Genomic DNA, 12,976 nt, shown 5'->3' with positions numbered 1-12,976 from the left:
TGCGCTCCTACTGGCTGATAAAATCCAGCAACCCTTGCAGCGAACCGCCCTCACTGCCGCCTTCTACGTTCAGTTCATAGTGAGGAACGCTGCCCGTGGAGGCATAGACCCGATCAAACTTGGCCTTTTGCTGGCGCAGCAATTCAATCGCATCATTCACTTGATTGTCGCTGCGAATAGGCTTGAAAAAAGCGACCGACAAGGTGCGTGGCTGATCGGTGCCCTTTTCCGCCAGCGCATAGGTTGCCAGCGCCCGACTGGCGAAGCTATTTTGCTTGCCGCCGGGTGATACGGTAAGCGCCGTCTCAGCCAAAGCGCGTAGCGTACGAGCCACCAGATCGTCGTCATTATTCAGATTTTCCAATAGCAGATCGCGGTTAATGCAAACGTAATGGTAGAACAGCGCCGAGGCAAAACTCTGTTCTCCCATATGCGCCGACCCGCTATCAGCGGCCGTATTCAGGTCATCCACCGCGGTAAAGAAATCATCTTCAATAGTGACGGCGCTCACGCCCAGCGCATGCGCCACCTGACAGGCGGCTTCGACATTGAACTCTGGGCTGGAAGCCAGCATCCGACCAAACAACGCGATATCCACGCTCGTCGCCCCTTTACGCAGCAATTTCAGCTCATCACTGTTTGGCTCACGCGCTTGCTCGATTAACTGAGCAACCAGACGATCGATTAACGCCCGTTCCTGTACGCTAATATGCGCAAGCTGTTCGATATCATATTTTTCCAGCGGATCTTTGCTGTCTTTTTCTTCTTTCTTCGGTTTACCAAACTGTGCGGCAATACTCAGCGCCGCTTTATCGGCCAATTTTTCTGTCATGCCGCCAGCAATCAGCGCGTTATAGACTTCTCGACCGAGACGGCGGCTACGCGTGCCAATATGCCCCTCCATCGCGGAAGCAAACACGTCTGAAGTGCGCCATGCGCGTTTCAGGCTTTGCGAAGAAACGCGCAAACGCTCAATGCCGCCAACCATCGCCGTTTTCGGACGCCCTGCGTCGTCACGGTTCAGATTGGATGAGGGGTAAGCCGTTAAAAAATGAAGCTGGATAAAAGTGGTCATCCGTTATTCCTTATCTGAGGCTGTCGTTGCTGTGGTGGGTTCATCAAGGGTGATATCTTGTGACGCCTGCGCATATTCACACGCCCAGCGCACGGCGTTACGTCGTAAGGGATGGATCTCCGGCGCACGGTTTTCCTGCCGCGCCTGCCACTCTTCCACCCAGAGGAAAATACCGTCTGCCAGCGAAGGGAGATTTACGCCCGCCTCACCGCGAATTTGTACGGCGCGGAAAAGCTGACGATATAGTTCTTCCGGCGTTTGCGCCCGCTGTAGTCGTTCAAAGCGTAGAGGAGAAAGATAAGGACGATCGCCTCCCTGTTTTTCCCCCAACTGTGCTGCGAAGCTCTTTTTGCCATCCTTAGCGGTATTTTTCTCGACATGTGCCGCGACAGAAACAAAAATCGCCAGCGCCACAATGTGATGTTCCTGTCTCAGATAATCCGCCAGCTTCCCCGCTAAATCGTGGTATCCCGGACAGGTCAGCACGCCGTAGGGTGGTGACTTAGCCCGACGAAGTTCTGCGCGACGCGCGCGACCGTTGCCGGCGAAACCGTGACGATGTTGTAACGCATCGAACCAATCATTAATCTTTTTTGCGTCATCCTTGTTGATGACCAAAAAGTCAGCCGTGTTTGCCATCCACTGCCTCCTGCATTTGTTTAATGGTGTCTGCCGCTTTCTGTTTACCGAAAAACGCGCTCAGTTTTTTCCGTGTTCCCGCCGCTCTAGCCAAATCGCGGTGTTCATCTGGATTGCTAAACACGCGGGCATCGTAGTTATCCAGCAGGTAACGATAAATCTGCTGTCGCCACGTTTTCAGCGCTCTGGCGGGAGTATCCCCCTGAGACAACGACTGGCATAACCGCATAAAACCGGGCTGCGTTTCCTGCCAGAACGCGACATCAATAGCGCTAAAATCCCCTTTTGCATCCTTGGGGCGCGAAAACCAGGCTTCCTTAATCATCTGACGCAACAGCGTGGCGCTGTCACGCGCCAGCTCCACCGCCAGTTGCAAATGGTCTTTATATTCCCGTTGCGCAAGAAGATCATCGCGAAAATGATCGGAGGCAAACAGCAGCGGAACATGGTGCTCATACCAACAACGCGCCTTCATGTTGTCCATATCGTAACCAAAACACCACAACCCAGAGTCCCTACGCAGTTCATCCCGCCGGACGTTGTGCTGTACGACCGTAGCGGGATAAGTGTGATTAAGCTTATCTTCCACCACCATCATCAACCCTAACCAATCCCGATACGCCAACCCGCCCGGCTGCCCTTTTACCGATAGAAACGGAGCGTCGTCGCCTTTCAGCGCGCGGCGGTACGGCGAAAGCGGGTGTCGCCAACGGTCGTACTGGATGCCATAGTTTTTGCTGCGATACTGCGTGAGCAATGTCGTGGATTGCGTACCACACAGATCGCATGCTCCGGCCTGTAGCGTGGTGAAATCCAATTCGATGCGGCGCGGCATGCCCCAGTAAGCCTGCAACGGATGCGCATTTTCCGGCGTCACCGGCGGGTGTGCGCCATCGCTGGTGGGGGTAGGTGCCAACCACGGGAACACCGTGGCATCGGGCTTACCTTTTGGTATCACCGCCTGCGTCACTACGTTCATCCAGAGTTTTTTCCACAGCGGCACACCGGTTGCTTCCGGCATAAGCAGCGTGGTAAGCGGCCCGCCGCCGCGCATCCCGGTACGGTGCCCCTGCCCGCCAGATGGCGCATTGGTTTGTAACGTAAACAGCGCCATTGCCGCGCAGTGCGGGCATACCGCGTTGACCGTGCCGCGTTTAATGAAGTGATCTTTATTTAGCTTGAGCGTATTACCGCCGGGAGCGTCGATCAGCAGGCCGGAAATCGGTGTAGGGTCACTGTCGAGCGTGGCGAAATCCTGCATAAACGCCGGTTTCTGCGCGCCAAAGCGCATCGCCGGTGCCAGCGCGGCTAACGCTTGCGGAAAATCTACACCAAGCCCGTTTTCCCAGATTTCGCTCCAATCTTCATCATCGGCGGGCGCATAGGCGGTTTGTAGCAGGCCGATAAGGAGTTGATAGGCCGCACCCTGAAAATCGGCTCGCGGCCAGGCGAGATCGATAATATCGTCATCCGGGAGTTGCTGTGGGGAAATGTTACCCACCCGACCATCCGCAAACATCGCGGGTAGCCAGGGGTCTTCAATCAATGAAAACATCGTACCTCCTATGTATGCCGCCTCCCTGCGGCAAGCCTCGTTAGGGCTAAATATGCAACCACTTTTTTAACGCATTTACGCGACGACGCCAGAGAAATGGCTCACGTTTGTGGCTTAGCGCAGGACAAACCTCAAGACCAGACTATCCTCTCAGGAATCCAATAACGCTAACCCCACTCGCTCGCTGTAGAACGCGGGGTTCTCTCCTCGCGGCAATAGCACTACCTCGGCCTGCGGGCGGTGTAATTGCAGCCGGAACCGTTCTAACGCGTCGCCTTCCAGTAGCGGTAATCCGGTTTTACGTTTCTGCCACCAGCTTAACCGAACCTGCACGCGGCTCTGTTCCCAGGCGAAGGTGTCAGATGCGGCATAAGGCTGGGGTAGATCGTCGTCATTTTCTGCTTTCCATGCCAGATACAGATCCTGTGTTTCCTCTCCCAGGCGGGTAGAAATATCTACCGCATCGCTCCAGCCCGATTCGCTGGACTGCGCGCAATACCCATGTACTACGGCCAACGATGACTGGCTGGCAATGGAACGCTGGCCATATCGTTCCCCCAGCACCCTATTGGCTATCGCTTCCAGAGCCGGAGGGGCCGCAATCTGTTCTTCATACACGCTGTTAATCAACAAGCGCGCCGCTTCCGGCATGGTTATCGCACCGTACTCCCGTAATATCGCCTGTGTGCGCCATAACGCCGCATGGTCGGGGTAGACATAGCCACTGTTGCGCAGTTCATCACCTAGCCAGTCAGCCTCCGCTTCCGGTTGCCAAACGGGTGCCATGATGTGTAATACCGCCGCTGGGCGTTCATCCGTTAGTGGTGCCGCGTCCGTCTCGGTTTTCCGTCGGCCATCGGGAAAGCGGATATGGCGCTGGAGCCGCCCGGCGCGCTGAATGAGTAAATCAATCGGCGCTAAATCGCTAATCATGTTATCGAGATCAATATCCAGTGACTGCTCGACCACCTGCGTAGCAATCAGTACTTTGCCTGCGCGTTCGTGCGGCGTGCTGTCTTTACCAAACCATGCCAATGCGCGTTCTTCAATGGCCATGCGATCGCAAAAGGCAAAGCGACTGTGAAACAGCAGCAAATTTTCTTCGGCAATACCGGCGTCAAGCAATTGATGGTAAACGGCTATGGCATCATCTACCGTATTCCTAATCCAACCGATTGATTGGCCCGCCGCGACGGCCCGTTTAACGAGGTGAATACCCGACAGGCGTTCAGTCAGCCAGCCGATTTTGACCTCACGCCGCACTTGCGCTCGCGTTTCTAACGCCGTTTCTCTCAGGCCATCACGCGTTACCTGCGTCAACCACGGATAAGCGGCATCAGGATCGGGACACACGGCTTCACCGTCGATGCCCAATGCGAATGCCTGCGTCAGCTTCTCACGTAGGCTTTGCGGTAATGTTGCGGTGAGAATGATGACGTTGCCGCCCTGCCGTGCATGAAAACCGATCAACAGCTCGACCAGCTTGCTCATGTAAGCGTCATAGGCATGGACTTCATCCAGAATCAGCAGTTTGTTCTGTAACCCCAACACCCGTAGCGACTGGTGGCGAAACGGCATCACCGCCATCAGGGCTTGATCGAGCGTACCCACGCCGATATCTGCCAGCAGCGCTTTCTTACGCGAGTCCGCAAACCAGATGTTGCAATCCTTGCTGGCGGCGCTTTCTTCCTTGTCATACTCTGCCTGCCCCTGGCTATCTCCTTCCCACAACGATTGCATAAAAGCAGACGACATATGACGAGCGCCGTGCGAAAGCATCAGCGAAGGGTTGTGCTCCGGTGTATATAACGCCCGATACGCGTTGGCAAGCCGCTGGTACATCGCATTCGCCGTCGCCATCGTCGGTAATCCAACATAGATGCCGCACGCTTTTTGTTGCGCCATCAACCGATGCGCCAGGATCATCGCCGCTTCCGTTTTCCCCGCGCCGGTCACATCTTCCAAAATAAAAAGCTGCGGCCCGTCAGCAGAAATATCCACCGCCCGTACATACTGTTGTAACGGCGTAGGCTGTTGGATAAAGGGGAAAAGCTGCTGAATATCATGAAAAGGAGCGGGAGAAGGGGTACGCGGCAAACGCGAAATGACGTCTTCCGCCGTCGGCAGCGCGTGTTCACGCCAATAAACATCAAGCGGCATCGGTGTACTGCAATAGTGGAAATCTTGCTGGCGCGAGCCTAGCCAATCCGCCAGTACCGTTAAGCCAGCCAGCGCCCAACTTTGTTGCTTTAGCGTGTTTCTCCAGCCTTTATCGGCAAAACACGCCGGAAACGCCGAGAGGCCAGGGAAACACGTTGCTAAATCCTGCAGATAATCCCGTATGGCTACATAATCATCGCGATGAAAAGCCAAACTGCCCTTACTCACGATTTCTGGCGGTTTGCCGTGGTGCCCGGTAACGATATTCAGCCAGATATCCAGCGAACTCTTCACCACGGAGGGGAGTTTTTGCGCGTCCAGAGGAAAGAGATTGGGCAATACGTCCCGCTCTCGCCATAACCAAAAACCCAAGGTGTCGTGCTTTACCGTATCAACCTGACCAGAGGCCTGAACTAAAGGGGAATCCGGGTTGCTATATTTACGTTGGAATCCACGTGCGAATTTCCCTATATCGTGCCAGGCAAGAAAATAGGAAAACCACATGGACAGATCGCTACCGTCAACGGACAGTTCGCGCAGAATATAACGCGCCTGGAAAACATTATTTTTTAATAAAACATGACCACAGGCCGCGACATCCAAACAATGGTAAGGCAACAGGTGGTATTCATCCCCTGGAGCCTCATCCGTCGATCGGCTGGCTTTGCCCCAATAACGGAAATAGCGTCGAGCAATTATATCTTCATCATCCATATAATTTTATTGTCCTATCTCCCGTATGCTTCACGCCGTCGGTGTAGTACCTGATAGCGCCACGATATTTTCTTGTTCAGTAGCTATTTTATTTTTTTCTTTTTTCGTTTCCGCGTAGGACAATTTGTCCTGATTCTGCGTAGGCGGCGTCAGAGGGTGGGACTGCCCGATGAAAAGGCCGCCTTTTTCGATGGAAAGCTCATCCGTGAAAATATCGCCGAAAACTTTTCCCTCCGCCAGGATAGCCACGGCACTGGCGGCGATGCGCCCTTCGACACGACCATTGATAACGATCTGTTGTGCTTTTATTTCCCCCTTTACCTGACCCGTATGCTCCACTTTAATCGTGTTATCACACTGTATATCACCGTCCACTTGACCTTCTACGGTGATATTGCCATCAACGGTCAGAGAACCCGTCATAGATGCGCCTTGGGAAATAAAGGTATCTTTTTTCACACGCACCGCATTCGCTGAATGAGTCAACTCACCTGACGGAGACAGCGCTGGGGGGGGGATTTTTATCATCGTGCTCATGCTGCGTTTTATATTCTTGCTGTGCGTGAGTATCTTGCGGGGTTTTAATAGATTTTTTATTTTTATCGAATGAAAACATTGTATTATTCCTTTTTTTAACAAAAAAAAACAATGCGCTTGCGACTAATAGGCCAACGGTTTCATAACCATAATCCCAAAGGGGAAATTCATTATAAATATCAATGAACCAGGCAATAATCAATAAGGCCCATACCGCCCATATTCCCCAAAGAAAATTATAATTACGCACGATCGGAATGCCGATTAAATTCAATGTCCAGAGTAGAAATATCCGGAATGGTAATACGTAGCGCTTTACGCCCCCCTTCCAGATAGCGGATGTCGATCTGGACATCTGCGCCATCGCCGACGTGCTGTTTAACTACCGTTTTTAATTCATCCAGCATGTTATCCAAGATTTTATTCGCCATATGATTCTCTCCTTCTTAGAACCTATCCCATTAGGGCTATTAGTCTGTTCCTTATGGCTGTCACGCTGTATGCCGAGCGACATAAAGGGTATCGGGTAGAAATGGATTTTATTTAACCTGCGATAGCAGAAACCCGATCTCGTTCACTTTCCTTTTTTTACGACAAAATGTCAAAAAAACATGGTTACACAAATAGTTAACTAATAAATGTAACGCATACCGCTTATGAGATACCGCGCTATACCACCGAGATATTTTGCCGACAGGATAATATTGACATTGCACAGCTAAACCGATTCTTCTATTTTAGCCAACAGTTTACCTATCATGAGATGAAAAACGTTATGGCAAATCGAATTTGGGTTATGGGCGACGCGGTCGTCGATCTGATTCCGGAAGATGCGGAGCGCTATCTGAAATGCCCCGGCGGCGCGCCCGCTAACGTCGCCGTCGGCATTGCCAGACTGGGGGGAAACAGCGCCTTTATTGGTCGTGTTGGCGACGATGTTTTTGGGCATTTTCTAACCACCGTGTTGGCGCAGGAAAATGTCGATACGCATTATATGACGCATGATGCTTTTCACCGTACATCGACCGTGGTCGTGAGCCTTGATGATAGGGGGGAGCGCACCTTCACGTTTATGGTGCGCCCCAGCGCCGACCTCTTTTTGCAGCCGGAAGATCTGCCGCAATTCAGCCAAAATGAGTGGCTGCATTTCTGCTCAATTGCACTGTCGCAGGAACCATCGCGCAGCACGGCATTTGCCGCGATCCAGCGGATCAAGGCCGCACAGGGGCACGTCAGTTTCGACCCCAATATCCGCGACGATCTCTGGCAAAGCCAGCAGGAACTACGCGATGTGTTGGCACAAGCGCTGATGCTGGCCGACGTGGTGAAGTTATCACGCGAGGAGTTGGCTTTCCTCTGTCCAGCCCTGAATATCGAAGCCGGAATCGAACAATTTATGCAGCGCTTCCCTACCCAGTTATTGCTGGTGACGCTGGGCGGAGAAGGCGTCTGGCTACACGATCGCCGCCAGCGACGACACTTTGTTGCCCCGGCAGTGACGCCTGTCGACACCACCGGGGCAGGTGACGCTTTCGTCGCCGGTTTATTGCACGGTCTGGCACAGTACGACGATCTGTCACAGCCGCTTAACTGGGAGCCGATTATCACGCAGGCGCAGCGCTGCGGAGCCCTGGCGACAACGGCCAAAGGCGCGATGACCGCACTCCCCTATGCGAAACAGGTGCATGAACTGCCGTAGCTACGGCCGGCGTCGGCACGACCCGGTTTTGTAGTCAGGATCACAGTTACAGAATCGGGTGAGTAAATTCACTTGCCAACCCGTCTACTGGCTCTTATTTTCCTCATGAAAAACCGGTTTAGCATTTTAGCTAAACATAAAAAACAAAACTATAAATCTCCTTCACGACGAGAATGAAAAAATGAAACCAAGCCACCTTGCTGTGACGATAGAGTTATTACTCTGTTCCCCATTTTATGTTTCCGCTGCCAATACCGATTCAATTGAAACCCGCCTGAACGCTATGGAGCAGCGTTTACAACAGGCAGAGGCTCGTGCTCAGGCCGCAGAGGCCAGGGCCGATGCCGCTGAAAAGCAGACCCGGCAGCTCGCTGCCCGCACCGCGCTCACCGAACAGAAAACTCAGCAGGTTGAACAGCGCACAACGGCCCTCTCCCAGCAAAAGTCGTTCGCCGAGGGGTTTGAATTCCACGGCTATGCGCGCTCCGGGCTGTCGATCAATGACTCCGCCACCAGCGCCAAAACCGATATTGGCCCGAGCATGTCGCCCGCGGGCCAGACCGGTGGGCATATCGGTCGCCTGGGGAATGAAGACGATACCTACGTTGAGCTCAAACTGGAACATAAGCAAAAGCTGGATAACGGCGCGACCACCCGCTTTAAGGTGATGATGGCGGACGGCCAGCGCAGCTATAACGATTGGACAGCGGACAGCAGCGACCTGAACATCCGTGAAGCCTTTGTCGAACTGGGTTCGCTCCCCACCTTTAACGGCGCGTTCAAGGACACCACGCTGTGGGCGGGAAAACGCTTCGATCGCGATAACTTCGATATTCACTGGCTCGATAGTGATGTCGTCTTCCTCGCCGGCACCGGCGGCGGGATCTATGACGTGAAATGGGCGGAGAGAGCTAAGAGTAACTTTTCGTTGTATGGCCGTAGCCTTGGCGAAATCACCGCGCTGGATAACGACATTAAAAACTACGTTTTTACCGCGAACAACTACATCGGGCCATTCCAGTTGATGCTAAGCGGCATGAAGGCGAAGAATAACGAGATAAAAGCCAACACGGGAACCAGCCGCGATAGCACGCTCGTTACCAACACGCATGCGGGCGATAAAGGCTATCACGCGATGCTGGCCTACCACAGCGACAGCTTCTACGGCTTACGCGACGGAACAGCGAAAACCGCGATCCTTTACGGTCACGGGCTCGGCGGAGAGGTGAAGAACATCGGTTCAGATGGCAATCTCACCAATGATGCCAATACCTGGCGACTGGCGACCTACGGCACCACCGCGTTAAACAAGACCTGGAGTTTTGCGCCATCCATTCTGGCGCAAAGCAGCAAAGATCGTTACGTCAGCGGCGATAGCTATCAGTGGATCACATTTAATGCGCGCCTGATTCAGGAAATCACCGAAAATTTTGCTCTGGCCTATGAGGGTAGTTATCAATATATGGATCTCGATCCGCGCAGTTATCGTCGTCTGAATCAGGTAAGCGGTGGTTTCTACAAGCTGACATTCGCACCCACCTTCAAGGTCGGTGATATCGGCAACTTCTTTAGCCGCCCCGAACTGCGCGTGTTTGCCAGCTATATGGATTGGGACAAACGGCTGGATAACTACTCCAGTGAAGACACATTTGGCTCCACTGGCTTCAAAGCCGGTGGTGAATGGAACGTCGGCGTCCAGATGGAAACCTGGTTCTAAACCGTATTTCGCTTTGGCGTCGATCACCTGCTCATCGGCGTCCCCTTAACTGTATATCCGACTGAAAAAAGAGGAATAATATGGATATCCACGCTACCGCCGCCGCACTCGTCCCCCTGCTTGGCGGGAAAGAAAACATCGTCAGCGCGGCCCACTGTGCGACCCGCCTGCGTCTGGTGCTGAATGACGATAGTCTGGCCGATAAGAAGGCTATCGAGAACGTCGACGGCGTTAAAGGCTGCTTCCAGAATGCCGGACAAATGCAGATCATTTTCGGCACCGGGCTGGTCAACAAAGTGTATGCCGAGTTCATCAAAGCGGCGGGCATCAGTGAATCGAGCAAATCCGAAGCCGCCTCTATCGCGGCGAAAAAGCTGAACCCGCTGCAACGTCTGGCGCGTCTGCTATCGAATATCTTTGTGCCTATCATGCCAGCCATCATTGCTTCCGGCCTATTAATGGGGCTGCTCGGCATGATCAAGACCTATGGCTGGGTTGACGCCAATAGTGCGATCTTTGTGATGCTCGATATGTTCAGTTCCGCGGCCTTTATCATCCTGCCTATCCTGATTGGTTTTACCGCCGCACGTGAATTCGGCGGTAACCCCTATCTGGGGGCGACGCTGGGCGGAATTCTGACGCACCCTGCGCTGACCAATGCCTGGGGCATCGCGGGCGGTTTTCAAACCATGCATCTTTTCGGCCTGGACATCGCGATGATCGGCTATCAAGGCACGGTGTTTCCGGTACTCTTGGCCGTCTGGTTCATGAGTACCGTGGAAAAGCGCCTGCGTAAAGTCGTTCCTGACGCGCTAGACATCATCGTGACGCCATTTTTAACCGTGATTATTTCCGGCTTCGTCGCCATGCTAATCATCGGCCCGGCCGGGCGCGCGCTGGGCGACGGTATTTCTTTCGTCCTCAGCACGCTCATTGCCCACGCCGGCTGGCTGGCCGGTTTGCTGTTCGGCGGCCTCTACTCGGTGATTGTGATTACGGGCGTTCACCACAGCTTCCATGCCATTGAAGCTGGATTACTTGGCAACCCGACTATCGGCGTCAACTTCCTATTACCAATTTGGGCAATGGCGAATGTGGCGCAGGGCGGCGCGTGTCTGGCAGTCTATTTCAAAACACGCGACGCCAAAACACGCGCCATTGCCGTCCCGGCCGGGCTTTCTTGCCTGTTGGGGATCACGGAGGCCGCGATCTTTGGTATCAATCTGCGCTTCATTAAGCCGTTTCTGGCGGCACTGGCAGGCGGCGCGCTCGGCGGCGCATGGGTCGTGTTTAATCACGTTAATATGACGGCGGTCGGGTTGACGGGTTTTCCGGGGTTGGCCATCGTACAAGGGAACTCCATGCTCAACTATTTGATTGGAATGTTGATTGCGTTCGGCGCCGCCTTTGTTATTTCCTTACTGCTGAAATATAAAACGGATAGCGAATAATGAAGGAAATCCACTTGCTAAAACGCACGGCACTCGCCCTGATGTCTGCCCATTCACGCAAACAGGAAGATCCTTATCGCCCAAACTGGCATTTGTCGCCGTGCGTTGGCTTGCTTAACGATCCGAACGGATTTATTCACCATAATGGGCGCTACCATCTGTTTTATCAGTGGAATCCTCTCGCCTGTGCCCACGGGGCAAAATTCTGGGGGCACTGGAGTTCTGTCGATCTGGTGAACTGGCGTCATGAACCCGTCGCGCTCGTGCCGAGCGAAAGCTATGAAAGCCACGGCTGTTATTCCGGTTCCGCTGTCGTCGATCGGGGCGCGATCGTGCTGATATATACCGGCAATGTGAAGTATGACGATGGTTCACGCACCGCGTTTCAATGTCTCGCTCGCGAAAACGCTCACGGCGAATATGACAAGCTAGGGGCGGTTCTGACGCTTCCCGACGGTTACACCGGTCACGTCCGCGATCCGAAAGTGTGGCGTCATGATAACCGCTGGTACATGGTGCTCGGTGCACAGGATCGCGATCTTCAGGGGAAGGTGCTGCTCTACCGTTCTGAAGATCTGCTCGCATGGGAAAAGATCGGTGAGATCGCCGGTTCGCGTTTGGGTGGACTTGGTGAATTTGGCTACATGTGGGAATGCCCTGACCTGTTTCCATTAGACGGCAACGATATCCTGATCTGTTGTCCGCAAGGCATCCCTGCCGAAGATGAACGCTATCTGAATACCTTTCAGGCCGGTTATTTCATCGGTTCACTCGATTACCAAAACGGCCTTTATTCACATCAAGGCTTCCAGGAACTGGATCTCGGTTTCGAGTTTTATGCGCCGCAAACCACATTGAGTGAAGACGGGCGGCGTTTGCTATTCGGCTGGATGTCAATTCCTGACGATAACGAATTTTTTGAACCGACGATCGATTACGGCTGGATCCATACCATGACCTGTCCGCGTGAACTCACGCTGCACGGCGATCGTATTTACCAACGTCCCGCGCGCGAACTGCAACAACTACGCAGGCAGCATGTCACTTGGCAGGGAACTGCCGACTACGCCGCGCCGCTGCGTATGTGTAGCGCAGAAACTATTATTTCCGTTCAGGGTGAATTCCAGCTCAGCCTCGCCTCTCAACTGGTGCTCTGTTGGGATGGGGAACGAGTGACCATGAGCCGACACAATCGGCGCACAGGTGAACCCGAACATCGCTACTGGCGCGGCCCTCTTCGCCAATTGCAGCTATTGTGCGATCGATCCAGCATTGAAGTGTTCATCAATGAGGGTGAGGCCGTGATGTCCGCGCGCTATTTTTCGGAAAACGACGCGATGATGACATTCAGTGGTTCCGGGCAGTTAACGCTACAACACTGGCTGTTAGCGCCATGCGTGATAGAATAGCGTCTCTTTTTTCTGATAGC

Annotated in this window: 11 protein-coding genes; 4 read left to right on the top strand and 7 right to left on the bottom strand. The window is 53.5% G+C overall.

Features of this window, described 5'->3' with window-relative positions:
- Positions 1-7 precede the first annotated feature (7 nt).
- The 7 genes from cas7e to RFN81_RS02495 form a co-directional block, all read right to left on the bottom strand.
- Positions 8-1,075: a type I-E CRISPR-associated protein Cas7/Cse4/CasC gene (gene cas7e / locus RFN81_RS02525; RefSeq protein ID WP_264497647.1), complete on the bottom strand. Its 1,068-nt coding sequence runs from the start codon at positions 1,073-1,075 to the stop codon at positions 8-10.
- A 3-nt stretch (positions 1,076-1,078) separates the two neighbouring features.
- Entirely contained in the window at positions 1,079-1,714 is a 636-nt protein-coding gene (gene casB, locus RFN81_RS02520; RefSeq protein WP_264497646.1) for a type I-E CRISPR-associated protein Cse2/CasB, read from the bottom strand.
- Positions 1,698-3,269 carry a type I-E CRISPR-associated protein Cse1/CasA gene (casA, locus tag RFN81_RS02515; protein WP_264497645.1) on the bottom strand — a complete coding sequence of 524 codons (1,572 nt, stop codon included), beginning with the start codon at positions 3,267-3,269 and terminating at the stop codon, positions 1,698-1,700. The genes casB and casA overlap by 17 nt, the downstream gene beginning before the upstream one ends.
- A 150-nt stretch (positions 3,270-3,419) precedes the next feature.
- On the bottom strand, positions 3,420-6,143 hold the full coding sequence (gene cas3, locus RFN81_RS02510) for a CRISPR-associated helicase Cas3' (RefSeq protein ID WP_264497644.1): 2,724 nt from the start codon (positions 6,141-6,143) through the stop codon (positions 3,420-3,422).
- A gap of 30 nt (positions 6,144-6,173) precedes the next feature.
- On the bottom strand, positions 6,174-6,566 hold the full coding sequence (locus RFN81_RS02505; RefSeq protein ID WP_264497643.1) for a bactofilin family protein: 393 nt from the start codon (positions 6,564-6,566) through the stop codon (positions 6,174-6,176).
- A gap of 64 nt (positions 6,567-6,630) precedes the next feature.
- Complete coding sequence (locus RFN81_RS02500; RefSeq protein ID WP_264497642.1) at positions 6,631-6,930, bottom strand: hypothetical protein; 300 nt, start codon at positions 6,928-6,930, stop codon at positions 6,631-6,633.
- Positions 6,923-7,111, bottom strand: a complete 189-nt coding sequence (locus tag RFN81_RS02495) for a hypothetical protein (protein WP_264497641.1) — start codon at positions 7,109-7,111, stop codon at positions 6,923-6,925. Before RFN81_RS02495 ends, RFN81_RS02500 begins: the two co-directional genes overlap by 8 nt.
- A 344-nt stretch (positions 7,112-7,455) precedes the next feature.
- Here RFN81_RS02495 and RFN81_RS02490 point away from each other — a divergent pair, with 344 nt between their 5' ends.
- The 4 genes from RFN81_RS02490 to RFN81_RS02475 all read left to right on the top strand — a co-directional run bounded on the left by RFN81_RS02490 (position 7,456) and on the right by RFN81_RS02475 (position 12,956).
- Positions 7,456-8,379, top strand: coding sequence for an aminoimidazole riboside kinase (locus tag RFN81_RS02490; RefSeq protein WP_264497640.1), 924 nt, complete (start codon positions 7,456-7,458; stop codon positions 8,377-8,379).
- A 181-nt stretch (positions 8,380-8,560) separates the two neighbouring features.
- Positions 8,561-10,096 carry a carbohydrate porin gene (locus RFN81_RS02485; RefSeq protein WP_264497639.1) on the top strand — a complete coding sequence of 512 codons (1,536 nt, stop codon included), beginning with the start codon at positions 8,561-8,563 and terminating at the stop codon, positions 10,094-10,096.
- 80 nt (positions 10,097-10,176) lie between these two features.
- Entirely contained in the window at positions 10,177-11,547 is a 1,371-nt protein-coding gene (locus tag RFN81_RS02480; RefSeq protein ID WP_264497638.1) for a sucrose-specific PTS transporter subunit IIBC, read from the top strand.
- On the top strand, positions 11,547-12,956 hold the full coding sequence (locus RFN81_RS02475; RefSeq protein WP_264497637.1) for a glycoside hydrolase family 32 protein: 1,410 nt from the start codon (positions 11,547-11,549) through the stop codon (positions 12,954-12,956). Before RFN81_RS02480 ends, RFN81_RS02475 begins: the two co-directional genes overlap by 1 nt.
- The last annotated feature ends 20 nt before the right edge of the window (positions 12,957-12,976 follow it).

The sequence above is a fragment of the Pectobacterium cacticida genome, assembly GCF_036885195.1.
GTDB lineage: Bacteria > Pseudomonadota > Gammaproteobacteria > Enterobacterales > Enterobacteriaceae > Pectobacterium > Pectobacterium cacticida.
The sequence above is the reverse complement of the archived record's forward strand: the minus strand, read 5'-3'. Positions and strand labels throughout refer to the sequence as shown.